The 18,408-nt window shown below is 72.4% G+C and carries 13 protein-coding genes and 1 tRNA gene; 13 read left to right on the forward strand and 1 reads right to left on the reverse strand.

Translation table 11 applies throughout. The annotated features are described in order from the left end of the window. Positions 1 to 11: 11 nt before the first annotated feature. The 12 genes from ABGB21_RS17685 (at position 12) to ABGB21_RS17740 (ending at position 17,327) form a co-directional block, all read left to right on the forward strand. Positions 12 to 1,196, forward strand: coding sequence for a Gfo/Idh/MocA family oxidoreductase (locus ABGB21_RS17685; RefSeq protein WP_347654148.1), 1,185 nt, complete (start codon positions 12 to 14; stop codon positions 1,194 to 1,196). Positions 1,197 to 1,993: 797 nt separating this feature from the next. Next, positions 1,994 to 3,274, forward strand: coding sequence for an inositol-3-phosphate synthase (locus ABGB21_RS17690; protein WP_347678567.1), 1,281 nt, complete (start codon positions 1,994 to 1,996; stop codon positions 3,272 to 3,274). Continuing rightward, a complete protein-coding gene (locus tag ABGB21_RS17695; protein ID WP_347653988.1) occupies positions 3,258 to 4,178 on the forward strand; it encodes an SCO3242 family prenyltransferase in 921 nt (306 codons plus the stop codon). Before ABGB21_RS17690 ends, ABGB21_RS17695 begins: the two co-directional genes overlap by 17 nt. Next, positions 4,175 to 5,101 (forward strand): sugar phosphate isomerase/epimerase family protein, encoded by a 927-nt coding sequence (locus tag ABGB21_RS17700; RefSeq protein ID WP_347653986.1) that lies wholly within the window; start codon positions 4,175 to 4,177, stop codon positions 5,099 to 5,101. The genes ABGB21_RS17695 and ABGB21_RS17700 overlap by 4 nt, the downstream gene beginning before the upstream one ends. Before the next feature lie 65 nt (positions 5,102 to 5,166). Further along, positions 5,167 to 5,832 (forward strand): EboA domain-containing protein, encoded by a 666-nt coding sequence (locus ABGB21_RS17705; protein ID WP_347653984.1) that lies wholly within the window; start codon positions 5,167 to 5,169, stop codon positions 5,830 to 5,832. Further along, the gene (locus tag ABGB21_RS17710; protein WP_347653983.1) at positions 5,832 to 6,755 is read left to right on the forward strand and encodes a TatD family hydrolase; all 924 of its coding nucleotides are present in this window, start codon (positions 5,832 to 5,834) and stop codon (positions 6,753 to 6,755) included. The genes ABGB21_RS17705 and ABGB21_RS17710 overlap by 1 nt, the downstream gene beginning before the upstream one ends. Next, complete coding sequence (gene eboE / locus ABGB21_RS17715; RefSeq protein WP_347653982.1) at positions 6,755 to 8,029, forward strand: metabolite traffic protein EboE; 1,275 nt, start codon at positions 6,755 to 6,757, stop codon at positions 8,027 to 8,029. Before ABGB21_RS17710 ends, eboE begins: the two co-directional genes overlap by 1 nt. After that, a complete protein-coding gene (locus ABGB21_RS17720) occupies positions 8,029 to 9,432 on the forward strand; it encodes a nucleotide pyrophosphatase/phosphodiesterase family protein (protein ID WP_347653981.1) in 1,404 nt (467 codons plus the stop codon). Before eboE ends, ABGB21_RS17720 begins: the two co-directional genes overlap by 1 nt. Next, positions 9,429 to 10,496: a polyprenyl synthetase family protein gene (locus ABGB21_RS17725; RefSeq protein ID WP_347653979.1), complete on the forward strand. Its 1,068-nt coding sequence runs from the start codon at positions 9,429 to 9,431 to the stop codon at positions 10,494 to 10,496. Before ABGB21_RS17720 ends, ABGB21_RS17725 begins: the two co-directional genes overlap by 4 nt. A 511-nt stretch (positions 10,497 to 11,007) precedes the next feature. Beyond that, on the forward strand, positions 11,008 to 13,752 hold the full coding sequence (locus ABGB21_RS17730) for a PQQ-dependent sugar dehydrogenase (RefSeq protein ID WP_347654147.1): 2,745 nt from the start codon (positions 11,008 to 11,010) through the stop codon (positions 13,750 to 13,752). 87 nt (positions 13,753 to 13,839) lie between these two features. Then, entirely contained in the window at positions 13,840 to 15,990 is a 2,151-nt protein-coding gene (locus ABGB21_RS17735) for a ThuA domain-containing protein (protein ID WP_347678569.1), read from the forward strand. A 329-nt stretch (positions 15,991 to 16,319) separates the two neighbouring features. After that, positions 16,320 to 17,327 carry a sugar phosphate isomerase/epimerase family protein gene (locus ABGB21_RS17740; protein ID WP_347653976.1) on the forward strand — a complete coding sequence of 336 codons (1,008 nt, stop codon included), beginning with the start codon at positions 16,320 to 16,322 and terminating at the stop codon, positions 17,325 to 17,327. A gap of 157 nt (positions 17,328 to 17,484) precedes the next feature. On the opposite strand, the gene ABGB21_RS17745 is transcribed toward ABGB21_RS17740, so the two are convergent. After that, entirely contained in the window at positions 17,485 to 17,889 is a 405-nt protein-coding gene (locus tag ABGB21_RS17745; protein WP_347653975.1) for a hypothetical protein, read from the reverse strand. Between the two features lie 277 nt (positions 17,890 to 18,166). On the opposite strand from ABGB21_RS17745, the gene ABGB21_RS17750 reads away from it, so the two are divergent. Then, positions 18,167 to 18,239: transfer RNA gene (locus tag ABGB21_RS17750), tRNA-Asn, on the forward strand. Positions 18,240 to 18,408 lie beyond the last annotated feature (169 nt).

The following is an 18,408-nucleotide window of genomic DNA, read 5'->3' on the forward strand; positions in this document are numbered from 1 at the left end:
TGCGGGTCGGCATGGTCGGCTACGCGTTCATGGGCGCCGCGCACTCGCAGGCGTGGCGCACCGTGAACCGCGTCTTCGACCTGCCGGTACGCGCCCGGATGTCGCTGATCTGCGGCCGGGACGCCGGGAAGGTCGCGGACGCGGCCGACCGGCTCGGCTGGGCGGCGCACACCACCGACTGGCGTGACCTGATCAGCCGGGACGACATCGACATCGTCGACGTCTGTACGCCGGGTGACAGCCACGCCGAGATCGCGATCGCGGCGCTGGCGGCGGGCAAGCACGTGCTGTGCGAGAAGCCGCTGGCTAACACGGTCGACGAGGCCCGCGCCATGGTCGCCGCCGCGGCCCGGGCGCAGGCGTCGGGGGTACGGGCGATGTGCGGGTTCAACTACCGCCGGGTGCCCGCGGTCACCCTGATGCGCGAGCTCGTCGCCTCCGGTCGACTCGGGGAGATCCGGCACGTCCGCGCGGTCTACCTGCAGGACTGGATCGTCGACCCGCAGTTCCCGCTGGTCTGGCGGCTGCAGAAGGACAAGGCGGGTTCCGGGGCGCTCGGCGACATCGGCGCCCACATCATCGACCTGACCCAGTACGTCACCGGGCAGCGGATCGCCGGGGTCAGCGCGGTCACCGAGACGTTCGTCAAGGAGCGTCCGCTGCCGGCCGAGTCCAGCGGACTGGCCGCCTCGGCCGACGGCGCCAACGGGGCCGCCCCGGCCACCGGCCAGGTCACCGTCGACGACGCCGCGATCTTCGTGGCCCGGCTCGACGGTGGTGCCCTGGCGACGTACGAGGCCACCCGGTTCGCCACCGGTCGGCGCAACGGGTTGCGGGTCGAGATCAACGGTTCGCTCGGCTCGGTCGCCTTCGACCTCGAGCGCCTCAACGAGCTGGAGTTCTTCGACGCCTCGGAACCCGGGGCGGAGCAGGGCTTCCGGCGGATCCTGGTGACCGAGGGCGACCACCCGTACATGTCGGCGTGGTGGCCGCCGGGTCACATCATCGGCTACGAGCACTCGTTCACCCACGAGGTACGGGACTTCCTGCTGGCGGTCGCCAACGGGTCGGACCCGGCCCCGTCCTTCGCCGACGCCCTCCAGGTCCAGCTGGTGCTGGACGCGGTGGCGCGTTCAGCCGAATCCGGTTCGTCCTGGACCGAGGTGGAGCCGGTCGCCGACCCGGTCTCCGCCTGACAACTCCGACGGTGCCGGTGCCCGTCCCGGGCTGAGGCCGGCACCGTCGGAGCCCAGTGCCCACCCGCGCGGGTGCCCGACTCCGGTCGGGAACCCGGCCCGAGAGCTTTCCGGTCCGATCGGCGAGGGTCCGGTCGCGGTTGCGCCCCGCGAGCGGATGGAGGTCGGTCCGGAGGGTGTACGCGTCGCGCCGGAACCACTCCGGACGGGCCGCGTACGCAGGTAACACGGCCGTCCGGTGCGGCCGGACCGGGATTCCCCGGTCGTGCCGGACGCCGGAACCGCACCAGCCGACCGGACGACGGCCGGCCCGCAGACCGATCAGCCGGCTTCGGCCGGCCCCCAGACCAGCCGACCGGACGACGGCCGGCCCGCAGAACCGACACCGCCGGCCCGACCGGCGGCGTCCGTCCGACGACTTCGCCGGCCACCGGCACTCCACGGTGGACGGTACTGGCACAACTGCACAGTGAGATCGCGATCGGAGCCGGCACCCGTGCCGGCCGGTCGCACCGGGAACGGGGGAGGCAGGACCGCGACGCCGACCGGCCCTGCCTACCGAAGCCCCGTCCGCCCGCACGGTCACGGATCCGCGTAACGCCGGTGCCGCCGACTCCGGCGCTGCGCGGGATGCCACACCGGGACGGTCGGGCGGACGGGGCGCTTTTCACTCGACAAGGCGGCAGGATGTCCCGATAGGCGGATTCGACGAACGGATCCGAGCATATGCGCGGATTCGTCGTCGTACGCCCCCGGTCGGCGTAGGAGCCGAGCCGGCACCGGAGGGAGGAGCACTGATGCGTACGGGTGTCTGGCTGGTGGGTGGGCGTGGTTCGGTGGCGGTGACCAGTGTGGTCGGGGCGCTCGCCCTACGGGCCGGGCTCGCCGAACCGACCGGCTGCGTGACCGAACTGCCGGCGTTACGCGGCGCGGACCTTCCGGCCCTGACCGACCTGGTCTTCGGCGGGCACGACGTGGCCACCACCCCACTGCTGAAGAAGGCCGAGTCACTGGCTGACGCGGGCGTGCTGCCGGCCCGGCTGGTCGCCGCGCTGACCGAGGAACTCGGCACGGTCGAGGCGGAGCTGCGCCCGGCCCCGACCGCCACCCCTCAGGCCGCGGCGATCGAGGCGATCGGCGCCGACCTGAGCCGCTTCCGGGACCGTCACCGGCTGGACCGGGTGGTGGTGGTGAACGTCTCCTCGACCGAACCGGTCCCGGCCCTGCACCCCGGGCACACCGACCTCGCCGTCCTGGACCGGGCACTGGCCGAGGGCAGTCCGCTGCCGCCCAGTGCGGCGTACGCGTACGCCGCCTTCGCCACCGGCTGCTCCTATGTGGATTTCACTCCGTCGACGGGCGCCCGGCTGCCCGCCCTCGCCGAACTGGCGGAACGGGCCGGCGTGCCGTACGCCGGACACGACGGCAAGACCGGTGAGACGCTGGTCAAGTCGGTGCTGGCCCCGATGTTCGCGATGCGTCACCTCCAGGTGCGCAGCTGGTCCGGGGTGAACCTGCTCGGCGGCGGCGACGGCGCCAACCTCGCCGAACCGGCGGCGAACGCGGCCAAGACGGCCAGCAAGCAGCGGGTGCTCGGCGAGACCCTGGGGTACGTGCCGCAGGGCAACACCCGGATCGAGTACCTCGACGACCTCGGCGACTTCAAGACCGCCTGGGACCTGGTCACCTTCTCCGGCTTCCTCGGCACCCCGATGCGGATGGAGTTCACCTGGCACGGCTGTGACTCGTCGCTGGCCGCGCCGCTGGTGCTCGATCTCGCCCGGCTGACCGCCGCCGCGCACCGGGCCGGCCGTACCGGGCCGCTGACCGAACTGGCCTTCTTCTTCAAGGATCCGCTCGGGGAGACTCCACACGGGCTCGCCGAGCAGTGGGCGACCCTCTGCGGATTCGCCCGCGGACTGGCCCCCGCCCCCACCGGACCGACACCCCCGACACCCCCGACAGCCCCGCCCGACCCGGACGCGTCCGGCGTGCGGCCAGCAGGCCCGAACCCGACGGGCGGCGCGGCGGGCGGTGCCGGAGAGGCCGAGGAGGTCCGGCATGCCCTCCCTCGCTGACCTGGCCCAACTCGTCCGGGCACCGGCCGCGCTCTCGGTACCCGGCGACGTGGTGGCCGGGGCCGCCGCCGCCGACGCACTGGACCGTCGGGTACCCGGGCTGGCCGGGGCGTCGGTGCTGCTCTACTGGGCCGGGATGGCCGCCAACGACTGGGCGGACCGGGAACTCGACGCCCGGGAGCGACCGGAGCGGCCGATCCCCAGCGGACGGGTCTCACCCGGGGTCGCCCTCGGCGTCTCTGCCGGGCTCACCGCCGCCGGCGTGGCGCTGGCCGGCCTGACCGGAGGGCGTCGGGCGCTGGCGGTCGCGGTGCCGCTGGCCGGCGCGGTCTGGGCGTACGACCTGCGGGCCAAGAACACCGCCGCCGGTCCGGCGCTGATGGCCGCCTGCCGGGGACTGGACGTGCTGCTCGGGGCTAGCCAGGGGCGTACGGTCCGGGCCGTGCCGGCGGCGCTGACCGTCGCCGCGCACACGTACACGGTCACCGAACTCTCCCGGCGGGAGGTCTCCGGCGCGTCCCGGGCCCTGCCGGCGGCAACCCTGGCCGGCACCGCCGTGGTCGCCGCCGCCGCGGCGGCCGGTCGCCGCGCCGGCGAGCGGTGCACCCAGGACCGGGGGACCGGCCGCCGGTCGTTCGTGCCGGCGGCGCTCGCCGGTTGGCGGGCCGTGGTGCCGGCCGCGCTCGCCGGCTGGTACGGCCTGCAGTACGGCGCCGCACAGGCCCGGGTGGCCGCCGATCCGCAGGCGTCCCGGGTCCGGGCGGCGGTCGGCGCCGGCATCACCGGACTGCCCGCGCTGCAGGGCGCACTGGTCGCCCGGGCCGGAGCGGCACTGCTCGGGGTGGCGGTGGCCGCCGCCGCACCGCTCGGCCGACGGCTCGCCCGGAAGGTCTCCCCGACGTGACCGGCACCGTCCCCGCCGTACCCGGGCTGCGGTTCGGCTACGGCACCAACGGATTCGCCAACCACCGGCTGGACGACGCGCTGCGGGTCATCGCCGATCTCGGCTACCAGGGGGTCGCGCTGACCCTGGACCACGACCACCTGGATCCGTTCGCCCCGCAACTCGCGGCCCGGGTGGCGGCGGTCGGCCGGCGGCTGGCCGAGCTCGGCCTCGGGGTGGTGATCGAGACCGGGGCCCGCTACCTGCTCGACCCGGCGCACAAGCACGCGCCGACGCTGCTGCACGAGAACAACACCCTCCGGATCGAGTTCCTCCGCCGGGCCGTCGCGATCGGCGCCGACCTCGGCGCCGAGGCGGTCTCCTTCTGGTCCGGGGTACGGCCGGCCGATGTCGACCCGGCGACCGCCCGGGACCGGCTGGTGGCCGGCTGCGCCGAACTGGTCGGGGTCGCCGACGCCGCCGGGGTGGTGCTCGGCTTCGAACCGGAGCCCGGGATGCTGGTCGCCACCATCGCCGACTGGCGGGGGCTGCGCGACGCGCTCGGCGCACCGCCGCACTTCGGCATCACCCTCGACATCGGACACTGCCGTTGCCTGGAGCCGCTGCCGGTGCCGCAGTGCGTGACCGAGGTGGCCGGGCACCTGGTCAACGTACAGATCGACGACATGCGCCGGGGGGTGCACGAGCACCTGGAATTCGGCACCGGGGAGATCGACTTCCCGCCGGTGCTGGCCGCGCTGGCCGAGGCCGGGTACGCCGGACTGGTCGCCGTCGAACTGCCCCGGCACTCGCACGCCGCGCCGTCGGTGGCGGCGCACTCGATCAGGTTCCTGCGCGCCGCCGAAGCCGCCGCCACGACCGGGGGCGCCACGGCCGTCACCATCCCGCCGGGTCGGGGGAGCGGGGCCGGCGCGCCGGACTGAACGGAGCTTTCACCGGGGGGATCGCGACCACCATCCACCAACGCACGACTGGCTGGGGAGGACCGATGGAACCGGAACGGGAACTGGAACACCTGCGGGCGGCGCTGTCCGCCGTACCGGAGGAGGGCGGAAGCGACCGGGACTGGCTGACCGGCGCGCTGGACCGGGTCGCGGCCGACCCGGGCGCGTTCGGCCGGCTCTTCGCGGCGGCCGGCCGCCGGTGCGGCCGGAGCCCACTGCCCGGGCTGCCGGACTGGACCGCCGACGAGGCGGCCCGGGTGCTGTTGCTCGCCGCGCTGCCGCCGGCCGCGCTGCCCGGTCAGGTCGAGGCCGGCTACCGGTACGGCGACGCGGCCGAGAAACGGGCGGTGCTGCGCGCCCTGCCGCTGCTGCCGGTCGGGGACGCCGGGGTGCCGCTGCTGCACGACGCGATCCGGACCAACGACACCCGGCTGGTCGCCGCCGCCCTCGGCCGGTACGCCGACCGCCTCGACCAGCCCGCCTGGCGGCAGGCGGTGCTCAAGTGTGTCTTCACCGGGATCCCGCTGTCGGTGGTGCACCGGCTCGACGAGCGGGCCGACGCCGAACTGGCCGTGATGCTCGCCGGCCTCGCCGAGGAACGCCGGGCCGCCGGACGGGAGATGCCGGCCGACGCGACCGGACTGCTGGACCGACTGAGTGTGTCCGACCGGCCGGGGACCCCGGCCGGGGCGGGCGCGGAGGAGGCGTGATGAGGATCTTCGACCCGCACATCCACATGACCTCGCGGACCACCGACGACTACGAACGGATGGCCGCGGCCGGGGTACGCGCCCTGGTGGAGCCGGCGTTCTGGCTCGGCCAGCCGAGGACCAGCGCCGCGTCGTTCGTCGACTACTTCGACTCGCTGATCGGCTGGGAGCCGTTCCGGGCCAGCCAGTTCGGCATCCGACACTTCGCCACCATCGCGCTCAACCCGAAGGAGGCGAACGACCCGCGCTGCCGGGAGGTGCTCGACCTGCTGCCCCGCTACCTGGACAAGGACGGGGTGGTGGCGGTCGGCGAGGTCGGCTACGACTCGATGACCCCGGAGGAGGACGAGGTCTTCGCCGCCCAGCTCGCCCTCGCGGTCGAGTACGACCTGCCGGCCCTGGTGCACACCCCGCACCGGGACAAGGCCCGGGGCACCGAACGGACCCTGGCGGTGGTCGCCGAGTCCGGTCTCGAACCGGGTCGGGTGGTGATCGACCACCTGAACGAGGTGACCACGCCGCTGGTCCGGGACACCGGCTGCTGGCTCGGCTTCTCCATCTATCCGGAGACCAAGATGTCCCCGTCCCGGATGGTCGAGCTGCTGCGCACGTACGGCACCGAGCGGATGCTTGTCAACTCGGCCGCCGACTGGGGCAGGTCGGATCCGCTGCTGACCCGGGCCACCGGGGAGGCGATGCTGGCCGCCGGGTTCACCGAGGACGACGTCGACCGGGTGCTCTGGCGCAACCCGGCGGAGTTCTACGGCCAGTCCGGCCGGCTGGAACTGCCGCGGCCGGAGACGGCGGAGCCCGGGACGGTGGAGCCCGGGACGGTCGTGCCGGTGGGGGCGGCGGAGCCGGTGGGCGCGGCGGGGCCGGTGCCGACGTTCGCCGGTAACTCGATTCTGCGGGGTGGCAGCTGATGCGGTTGCGGCACGCCGACGGACAGACGGTCCACCTGAGCTACTGCACCAACGTGCACCCGGCCGAGGACCTGGCCGGGGTGACGGCACAGCTCGACACGTACGCGGCACAGGTGCGGCGGCGGCTCGACGTCGACGTACTCGGGTTGGGGTTGTGGCTGGCCGCGCCGGTGGCGGCCGGGCTCGCCGCCGACCCGCAGGCCCGGCGACGGCTGCGCGCCGAACTGGCGGCACGCGGCCTGGAGGTGGTGACCCTGAACGGGTTCCCCTACCGGGCGTTCCAGGCGCCGGTGGTGAAGAAGGCGGTCTACCTGCCGGACTGGACCACCCGGGAGCGGCTGGTCTACACCCTGAACCTGGCCACCGTGCTGCTCGACCTGCTGCCCGACGACGCGGTCCGAGGCTCGATCTCCACCCTGCCGCTGGCCTGGCGCGAGCCGTGGGACACCGGGCGGGCCGGGCAGGCGAGCCGGGTGCTCGCCGAACTGGCCGACGGGCTGACCGAGCTGGCCTGGCGGACCGGCCGGGCGGTCCGGGTCGGTTTCGAACCGGAGCCGGGCTGCGTGGTCGAGTCCAGCACCCAGGCCGCCGCCCTGCTGGCCGGGATCGACACCGACCGGCTCGGCGTCTGTCTCGACCTGGCCCACCTGGCCTGCGCCTGGGAGGAGCCGGCGGCGGCGCTGGCCCGGCTGGCCGCCGCCGGGCTGCCGGTGGTGAAGGTCCAGGTCTCCGCCGCGTTGGCCGCCGCCGACCCGGTCGCGGCCGCGCCGACCCTGCGCGGGTACGTCGAACCCCGCTTCCTGCACCAGACCCGGGCCGAACCGTGCGGACGGGCGGCCGATCCGGCCGACCCGGCACACGCCGCCGACGACCTCGACGAGGCGCTGGACGCCGGGCTGCCGGGCGCCTGGCGAGTGCACTACCACGTGCCGCTGCACGCCGTCCCCGAGCCGCCGCTGGAGTCCACGGTGCCGGTGCTGCGTACCGCGTTGCGGGAGCTGTTCGCCGGGCCGGTCGCCGGCTGCGACCACCTGGACGTCGAGACGTACACCTGGGGGGTGTTGCCGGCGGCGCGGCGACCGGGCTCGGACGCGGAGCTGGCCGACGGGATCGCCGCCGAACTGGCCTTCGCCCGCGCCGAGCTGACCGCGCTGGGCCTGGCCGACATCTCCCGGTCCGACGGCGGCGTCCCCCGGGCCGGCCGTGGCCCGGACCCCGACCCAGGTTCTCCCCGGCCGGCCACGGTTCCGGCCACCCCAGGTGAGGAGGCGTGATGGCGGATCCACTGCTCGTGCTCGACGTGGTCGGGCTGACCCCTCGGCTGCTCGCGCACATGCCCCGGCTGCGCGCGGTCGCCGACACCGGGTTCCGGGCCGAACTCGGCACCGTGCTGCCGGCGGTGACCTGCTCGGCGCAGGCGACGATGCTCACCGGTGTGCCGCCGGCCGAGCACGGCATCGTCGGCAACGGCTGGTACTTCCGGGACCTCGGCGAGGTGTTCCTCTGGCGGCAGCACCACGCGCTGATGGGCGGGGAGAAGGTCTGGCAGGCCGCCCGCCGGCAGCGACCGGACTACACGGTGGCGAACGTCTGCTGGTGGTACGCGATGGGCGCCGACGTCAACTGGACGGTGACGCCCCGGCCGATCTACTACGCCGACGGCCGCAAGGAACCGGACTGCTACACCGACCCGCCGGAACTGCACGACGAGCTGACCGGCCGGTTGGGCGGGTTCCCGCTGTTCACGTACTGGGGACCGGGGGCGGGGCTGCCGTCGTCGCGGTGGATCTGCCGGGCCGCCGAGCAGATCATGACGGAGAAGAACCCGGACCTGACCCTGGTCTACGTCCCGCACCTCGACTACGACCTGCAACGGTACGGTCCGTCGTCGCCACAGGCGTCGGCCGCCGCCGCCGAGCTGGACGAGGTGCTCGGTCCGCTGCTGGAGGCCGCCGCCGCGTCGCACCGGACCGTGGTGGTGCTCTCCGAGTACGGCATCACCGAAGCGTCCCGGCCGGTGGACGTGAACCGGCTGCTCCGCGCCGAAGGGCTGCTCCGGGTCTACACCCAGGACGGCATGGAGTACCTGGACCCGTGGACGTCCCGGGCGTTCGCGGTCGCCGACCACCAGGTGGCGCACGTGTACGTGAAGGACCCGGCCGACGTACCAACGGTGGCGAAGCTCTGCGCCGGGCTGCCCGGGGTGGCCGAGGTGTTGGACGAGGCCGGCAAGGCCGGGTACGGGTTGGACCACGAACGCGCCGGCGAGCTGGTCCTGGTCGCCGAGCCGGACGCCTGGTTCACCTACTACTACTGGCTGGACGACAACCGGGCACCGGACTTCGCCCGGCTGGTGGAGATCCACCGCAAACCCGGCTACGACCCGGCGGAGCTCTTCTTCGACCCGGCCGACCCGGGTGCGGCGAAGCGCCGGGCGGCGGTGGCGCTGGCCCGCAAGAAACTCGGCATGCGCTACCTGATGAGCGTGGTCGGGTTGGACGCCGGGGCCCGGGCGGTACGCGGGTCACACGGCCGGCTGCCCACCGATCCGCAGGACGGTCCGGTGCTGCTCTGTTCGCAGCCCGGTCCGGCCCGGGACCGCTACCAGGCGACCGAGGTCAAGGGGTTGCTGCTCACCCTGGCCGGCCTGGCCGGGGCGACCGGTGAGCGGTCGTGACCGCGACGGTGCCGGCGGCGGATCTCGGGGCGCTGCGGAAGCGCTTCGACGACCAGCTCGGGGCGTTCCTGGACCGTCAGGACCCGGACTGGCCGGACGGCGCACCGCGCGGGGTCTTCACCACGCTGCGCCGGTTCGTGCTGGTCGGCGGCAAGCGGCTCCGCCCGCTCTTCTGCTACTGGGGCTGGCGGGGTGCCGGCGGCGCGGACGGTACGCCGATCGTGGCCGCCGCCGCCGCGTTGGAGCTGTTCCACGCGTTCGCGCTGATCCACGACGACATCATGGACGGCAGTGACCAGCGCCGGGGTGAGCCGTCGGTGCACCGGCTCTTCGCCGACCTGCACGCCCGGTCCGCCTGGCGGGGCGATCCGGCGTCGTACGGGCGCAGCACCGCGCTGCTCTGCGGTGACCTCTGCGCGGCCTGGGCCGACCAGTTGTTCCACGAGAGTGGGCTCTCCCCGGAACAGGTGCACCAGGGCTACGGCGTCTTCGCGACGATGCGGACCGAGGTGATCGCCGGGCAGTACCTGGACCTGGTCTCCGGGGTCGGGGACGGGTCGGTGGCGAGCGCGCTGACCGTGATCCGGATGAAGGCGGCCCGCTACACGGTGACCCGGCCGTTGCAGATCGGCGCGGCGCTGGCCGCCGGGTCGCCGGAGCTGCTGGCCGCGTTGGCCGCCTTCGGCGACCCGCTCGGTGACGCGTTCCAGCTGCGCGACGACGTGCTCGGGGTCTTCGGCGATCCGGCGCTGACCGGAAAGTCCATTCTGGACGACCTGCGCGAGGGAAAGCCGACGGTGATGATGGCGCTGGCCCGGGGTGGTGCCGACCGGGCCCAGGCGCAGCGGTTGAAGGAGCTGTTCGGCAATCCGGAGCTCGACCCGGAGGGCGCGGCCGAGTTGCGGGCGATCATCGTCGGCACCGGCGCGCTGGACCGGATCGAGCAGATGATCAAGGTACGGACCGACGCCGCGCTGACCGCGCTGGCTGACGCGCCGATCAGCGACGAGGCCGCCTCGGTGCTTGCCGCGCTGGCCGCCGAGGCCGTGGAGCGGCACGGATAACCCTGGTCCGGCGGCGCGTGGTAGGGCGTACCGAGGTGATCGGGAACAGCGCACGGCGACTAGTTGATCAGCTTTGCCATAACTTTTTTCCACGTTGACAGAAGTTCATGTTGGCGCGGCAGAAGGTATGGACACATCAACACATCGAAATTAGTGTGTCGAGCAAAGCTCATTCGTATGACGTCGAGGTTACCGACGGCGCGGTCAGCCCACGACGGTGATCGGCGTACCGGTGCGTCCACACCGGTCGACGGTCGAGGCCTGGCGGGTACGGCGACCCCTCCGGCCGAGCCCCACCCCGACGGCATCTGGCGCGACGGCGAGCGCCCTGCCTGTACATACCTGTTCAGGACGGGAGTGCACGACCATGTCTCCACACCACCAACCCCCATCGCCCGGCTCCCGCCAGGTCGGTCCGGCCCACGCGACGAGGCGCCGGGCCTGGATCACCGGGGCCGCGCTGCTGGTGGCCACCGCCGTACCGGCGGTGGTCGTCCCGGCCAGCCCGGCCATGGCGCACACGATCAATCCGGCCGACTTCCAGCAGGTGACCCTGGCCCGGGGCGTCGCCGAACTGGGCGAACCGATGTCACTGGCGGTGCTGCCGGACCGCTCGGTCCTGCACACCGCCCGCAACGGCACGTTGCGCCGGACCGACGCCGCCGGCAACACCTCGGTGATCGCGACGATCCCGGTCTACACCCACGACGAGGAAGGGTTGCAGGGCGTCGGGGTGGACCCGAACTTCGCCAGCAACCGGCACATCTACCTCTACTACGCACCGCCACTGTCCACGCCCGGCGGTGACGCGCCGGCCACCGGCACGGCGGCGCAGTTCGCGCCGTTCAGCGGAGTCAACCGGTTGTCCCGGTTCACCCTGAACGCCGACTACACGGTCAACATGAGCAGCCAGGTGGCGGTGCTCGACGTGGCCGCCGACCGGGGCATGTGCTGCCACGTCGGCGGTGACATCGACTTCGACGCGGCCGGCAACCTCTATCTCTCCACCGGAGACGACAGCAACCCGTTCGAGTCGTCCGGCTACTCCCCGCTCGACGAGCGGACCAACCGCTACCCGGCGTACGACGCGCAGCGGTCCGCCGGCAACACCAACGACCTGCGGGGCAAGATCCTGCGGATCAAGGTGAACTCGAACGGGACGTACTCGATCCCGGCCGGGAACATGTTCGCACCGGGGACCCCGAACACCCGGCCGGAGATCTACGCCATGGGCTTCCGCAACCCGTTCCGGCTCAGCGTCGACCGGGCCACCGGGGTCGTCTACGTCTCCGACTACGGCCCGGACGCCGGCTCGACCAACTCCAGCCGCGGACCCAGCGGCCAGGTCGAGTTCAACCGGGTCCCCGCCCCCGGCAACTACGGCTGGCCGTACTGCACCGGGACGAACACCAGCGCGGAGACCTACAACGAGTACACCTTCCCGAGCGGCCCCAGCGCGGCGAAGTACAACTGCACCGGCGGCCCGACCAACAACTCGTTCCGCAACACCGGCCAGACCACCCTGCCGCCGGCGCAGCCGGCCTGGATCAGGTACGCCGGTGACGCCGGCAGCCCGTCGGAGTTCGGCAGCGGCTCCGAGTCGCCGCACGCCGGCCCGGTCTACCGGTACGACGCCAACAACCCGTCGCCTACCAAGTTTCCCTCCTCGTTCGACGGCCAGTTCTTCGCCACCGAGTTCGGCCGTGGCTGGATCAAGCCCATCCACGTGAACGCCGACGGCACCCGGGGCGCCATCGACACCTTCCCGTGGACCGGCAAGCAGGTGATGGACTCGGCGTTCGGCCCGGACGGTGCCTACTACGTGCTCGACTACGGCGCAGGCTGGGGCAGCGGGGACGCCAACTCGGCGGTCTACCGGTTCGACTACGTCGGCGGCGGCAACCGGGCCCCGATCGCGATGGCCAGCGCCACCCCGACCTCCGGAGCGGCACCGCTGACCGTGACCTTCTCCTCGGCTGGCTCGACCGACCCGGAGGGCGGCGCGCTGACGTACTCCTGGAGCTTCGGTGACGGCACCACGTCCACGGCGGCCAACCCGACGAAGACGTACACCACGAACGGGCAGTACACGGCGACCCTGACCGTACGGGATCCGGCCGGCGCGACCGGCAGCGCCAGCGTGCCGATCAACGTCGGCAACACCGCGCCGACGGTCACCATCACCGCCCCGGCCTCCGGGCAGGTTGTGGACTTCGGTGAGACGGTGCCGTTCCAGATCACCGTCACCGACCCCGAGGACGGCACGGTCGACTGCTCCCGGGTCAAGATGACCTACCTGCTCGGTCACGACAGTCACGCCCACGAGATCACCTCAGCCAACGGCTGCACCGGCAGCATCACCATCCCGGTGGACGGCGAGCACGACGACGCGGCGAACATCTTCCCGGTCTTCGACGCCCAGTACACCGACAACGGCGGACTGACCACCCGCAACCAGGCCGAACTCGCGCCGAAGCACCGGCAGGCGGAACACTACGAGACCTCCTCCGGCATCACCAGGTACGCCAAGACGCCCGCCGAGGGCGGGTACACGGTGGGTGACATCAACAGTGGCGACTGGATCGGGTTCCAGCCGTACCGGCTGAACAACGTCAACGGGTTCACCGCCCGGGTCTCCTCGGCCGGCTCCGGCGGCACCCTCCAGATCCGGGCCGGCTCGGCCACCGGCACGGTGCTCGGCAGCGCCGCCGTACCGGTCACCGGCGCCTGGGACACCTTCACCACCGTCTCCGGCACCATCAGCAACCCGCCGTCCGGCACCACCACGCTCTACCTGACCTTCGCCGGCTCCGGCACCGGTCACCTCTACGACCTGGACGCCTTCACCCTCAACACCGGCAGTTCGACCGGAACAGGCACCGGGCCGATCGTCGGCCTGGCCAGCAAGTGCCTGGAGATCGACGGTGGCAACACCGCCGACGGTGCGCAGGCGCAGATCTGGAGCTGTACGGGCTCGACCCACCAAACCTGGACCCGCAACGGGCAGACCCTGCGTACGCTCGGCAAGTGCCTGGACGTCAACGGTGCCGGCACCGCCAACGGCACCAAGATCCAGCTCTGGACCTGCAACGGCACCGCCGCCCAGAACTGGGCCCCACAGTCCGACGGCACCCTCCGCAACCCGTCGTCGGGCAAGTGCCTGGACGTCTCCAACAACAGCTCCGCCAACGGCCAGGACGTCCACCTCTGGGAATGCATAGCCGGCGCCGCCAACCAGCGCTGGACCCTGCCCTGACCGGTCGGGAGGGGCCTCCTCGCGATCCGCAGCGGGAGGGGCCCTTCCCACCGTCCTCATCCCACCGCCCTCACGAGGAGAGCGACGATGCGCAGACGACCGCACCGCCCCGACCGGAGGCCGATCCGCTCGGTCCTCGGTCTCACCACCAGCGCGCTCGTGGTACTGGCCTGCACCACGGTGCCGGCCGGCCCGGCCAGCGCCGCCGACACCCCGTACGACGTGCTGGTCTTCTCCAAGACCGCCGGGTTTCGGCACGACGCCATTCCGGCCGGGATCCAGGCGATCCGAGACCTCGGCGCGGCGAACAGCTTCACCGTGACCGCCACCGAGGACTCGACCGGGTTCACCACCAGCAACCTTGCCCAGTACGAGGCGGTGGTCTTCCTGAACACCACCGGTGACGTACTCAACGCCACTCAGCAGACTGCCTTCGAGTCGTACATCCGCGGTGGCGGAGGGTACGTCGGGGTGCACTCCGCCGCCGACACCGAGTACGACTGGTCGTTCTACGGCAACCTGGTCGGGGCGTACTTCGCCTCGCACCCGGCGATCCAGCAGGCCAACGTGAAGGTCGAGAACCGGGCGCACGCGGCGACCGCACACCTGCCGCAGACCTGGACCCGCACCGACGAGTGGTACAACTACCGCACCAACGCCCGGTCCACCGCCCGGGTGCTGGCGACGCTCGACGAGTCGTCGTACTCCGGTGGCGGGATGGGCACGGACCACCCGCACGCCTGGTGCAAGACGTACGAGGGGGGCCGTTCCTTCTACACCGGCGGTGGGCACACCCAGGCCTCGTACACCGACTCGGCGTTCCGGGCGCACCTGCTCGGCGGCATCCGGTACGCGGCCGGCCGGACCAGGGCGGACTGTCGGCCCGAGACCGGCTACACCGCCATCTACAACGGCTCGACCACCGGCTGGTCCCAGGCCGGGCCGGGCAGCTTCAGCAACTCCGACGCCACGCTGACCTCGGTCGGCGGCATGGGCCTGTACTGGTACAGCGCCAAGCAGTACACCTCGTACTCGCTGAAGCTGGACTGGCGGATGCCCGGCGACGACAACTCCGGGGTGTTCGTCGGCTTCCCGGCGTCGACCGACCCGCAGTCGGCGATCGACAACGGCTACGAGGTGCAGATCGACGCCACCGACAGCGCCGACCGGACCACCGGCGCGATCTACGGCTTCAAGTCGGCGGACATCACCGCCCGCGACGCCGCGCTGAACCCACCCGGCGAGTGGAACAGCTACGAGCTGCTGGTCGAGGGGGAGCGGCTGCGGGTCTACCTGAACGGTGTGCTGGTCAACGACTTCACCAACACCGACCCGGTGCGGTCGTTGGCCGGCTACGTCGGGATCCAGAACCACGGCACCGGTGACGACGTGTCGTTCCGGAACATCCGGATCAAGGAGCTCGGCACCGGTCCCGGCCCGGACCCGGTCGGCAACACCACGGTGCAGGCCGAGGCGTTCAGTGCGCAGAGCGGCGTCACAGTGGTCGGTAAGGCCAGCGCTGTCGGCGGCTCGGCGATCGGGTACCTCGACCCGGGTGACTGGGCCGCGTACAACGGGCAGAACCTGTCCGGAGTCACCTCGCTGCGGGCCCGGGTCGCCTCCGGTGGTGCCGGCGGCACCCTCCAGGTCCGGACCGGGTCCCAGACCGGCCCGGTGCACGGCACCGCGACGATCTCGAACACCGGTGGCTGGGAGAACTTCACCGAGGTGAGCACCGCGCTGAGCGGGGTGCCGAGCGGCACCCAGAACCTCTACCTGACCGTCGCCGGCTCCGGCGGTGGGCTCTACGACGTGGACGAGTTCACCCTGGTCCGCTCGACCGGCGGCAGCACCGGGACCGGGCCGGTGGTCGGGCTCGCCGGCAAGTGCCTGGAGATCGACGGTGGCAGCAGCGCCGACGGGGCGCAGGCACAGATCAACACCTGCGCACCGAACTCGGCCCGGCAGACCTGGACCCGTACCGGGCAGACCCTGCGGGCCCTCGGTAAGTGCCTCGACGTCTCCGGTGCGGGCACGGCGAACGGTACGAAGATCCAGCTCTGGACCTGCAACGGTGGGGCGGCACAGAACTGGACCGCCCAGTCCGACGGCACGCTGCGTAACCCCAACTCCGGCAAGTGCCTTGACGTGTCGAACAACAGCTCGGCGGACGGTCAGGACGTACACCTCTGGCAGTGCATCTCCGGCGCCGCCAACCAGCGGTGGACCCTGCCCTGACCCTTCGGTTCCGGCCGCGTGACCGGGACCGCCCACCCCACCACCCGATCGCCCCGGACCGGAGCCCACCGGTCCGGGGCGATCCGTCACGGGTACGGGGTCTTTCTCGGTCCGGCCGCGACCGCCTAGAGTGGTCTCGGCGATCCTCGGTGGTGGCCGGCGACCAGGCGGGAGGCGCAACCCGCCCGGCTCGGGTGCGGGTGACGCACGCGCCGGACACGTCGCCGGAGAACTTCGCCGCCGTCCCGGACGGTCACCCTCGCCCCGGTCCACCGGCGCCGCGTACGGCGCAGTCGCGAATCCCGCGTGTGATCAACAGGGAGAAGACCATGGCGCGACCCATCACGCTCTTCACCGGCCAGTGGGCCGACCTGCCGTTCGAGGAGGTGTGCCGGCTCGCCTCGGAGTGGGGCTACGACGGGCTGGAGATCGCCTGCTGGGGTGACCACTTCGAGGTCGACAAGGCCCTCGCCGACCCCTCGTACGTCGACCGCAAGCGGGAGACGTTGGCCAAGTACAACCTGCAGGTCTTCACCATCTCCAACCATCTCGTCGGGCAGGCGGTCTGCGACCACCCGATCGACGAGCGGCACCAGGACATCCTGCCGGCCCGGATCTGGGGCGACGGGGAGCCCGAGGGAGTACGGCAGCGGGCCGCCGAGGAGATCAAGGACACCGCCCGGGCGGCGGCGAAGCTCGGGGTGAAGACGGTCGTCGGCTTCACCGGCTCGTCGATCTGGCACACCCTGGCCATGTTCCCGCCGGTGCCGCCGTCGATGATCGAGAAGGGGTACGAGGACTTCGCCAACCGCTTCAACCCGATCCTCGACGTCTTCGACGAGGTCGGGGTGCGGTTCGCCCACGAGGTGCACCCGAGCGAGATCGCGTACGACTACTGGACCACCAAGCGGACCCTGGAGGCGATCGGCAACCGGCCGGCGTTCGGGCTGAACTGGGACCCGTCGCACTTCGTCTGGCAGGAGCTGGACCCGGTGAACTTCATCTTCGACTTCGCCGACCGGATCTACCACGTGGACTGCAAGGACGCGAAGGTCCGTACCGGTGACGGCCGCCGGGGCCGGCTCTCGTCCCACCTGCCCTGGGCCGATATGCGCCGGGGCTGGGACTTCGTCTCCACCGGCCACGGCGACGTGCCGTGGGAGGACTGCTTCCGGGCGTTGAACGCCATCGGCTACGACGGCCCGATCTCCGTCGAGTGGGAGGACGCCGGGATGGACCGGCTGGTCGGGGCGCCGGAGGCGTTGCAGTTCGTCCGCCGGCTGGCCTTCGACGCACCGAACGCCGCCTTCGACGCGGCGTTCAGCAGCCGCGACTGAGCGCGGTCGCCGGCCCGACCGCCAGAGGTGACCGCGACCGCCAGAGGCGGCGTGACAGCCGGAGGCGGCGTGACAGCCAGAGGTGACCCGTCCGGCCATGGCCGGACGGGTCACCCGTCTGTGTGAGCCTCCCCGGCCCGGGGTCGGGCCGGGCCGGTCAGAACGTGGTGCCGTTGGTACCGGCGCCACCGGACCGGGAGGCGCTGGCCGGGGAGGGGCTGGACGTCGACCCCGACGACGTGGTCGACTTCGACGAGGTGCCGGATTCGGTGCCGCTGTCTCCAGCGACCAGTGCGGCCGACCCACCGTTGTTTCCGGTGGTGCCGTTGCCGGCGGCGGCGCCGAGCTTCTCGCCCAGCCGGGTGTGGCTGAGCCGGTCCTTGCCCTCGGCGTAGAGCCGGTTCGCCTGGGCCTGGGCCACCCCGGCCGCCTCCTGCACCGTCGGGTGGTCGAGAACCTTGCGACCCTGCATGACCAGCTGCTCGTACCGCTCCCGGCCCGCGCGGGCGCCCAGGACGAAGCCCACAGCCAGCCCGCCGACGAACCACAGCTTTCCGCGCATGGCGGCTCCTTCCGTGTTGACGCGCTCCGTCCACCGGTGTTCCCGGCGGTGAGGTGTCTCGCGCCTGCGTCGTCTGTCTCCAGGTCCGTACCCATCCTCCACCGTAGTCATGCCTGGTTGGGGTCGACCTGACGATTTGTCCGGTCCCGGGGAGACGGTCCCGGGGAGACGGCCCCGGGCCGGCGTCGGGGGAGAACCCGGTGGACCACCACCCCCGCTCGTCCTGTACTCTTGTCCCGTCGCACCGCGAAGGAGAGATCCGCAGCGGGACCAGCGATCCCCTGTAGCTCAATTGGCAGAGCAGCCGGCTGTTAACCGGCAGGTTATTGGTTCGAGTCCAATCGGGGGAGCTCCTCTCACCTGATGCCCGCCGGCCAGCTGGCGGGCATTGTTCGTTCCAGGACCGCTCCGACGCGTCCGCGCCGTCGCGCTGCGGCTCGGCCACCGAGCCGGTACCTTCCGGAGGCGGCGGGGTCGACAGGTGCGCCCCCCACGCGTCGACGGGTGCGCCCCCACGCG

This window comes from Plantactinospora sp. B24E8 (assembly GCF_039871735.1).
GTDB lineage: Bacteria > Actinomycetota > Actinomycetes > Mycobacteriales > Micromonosporaceae > Plantactinospora.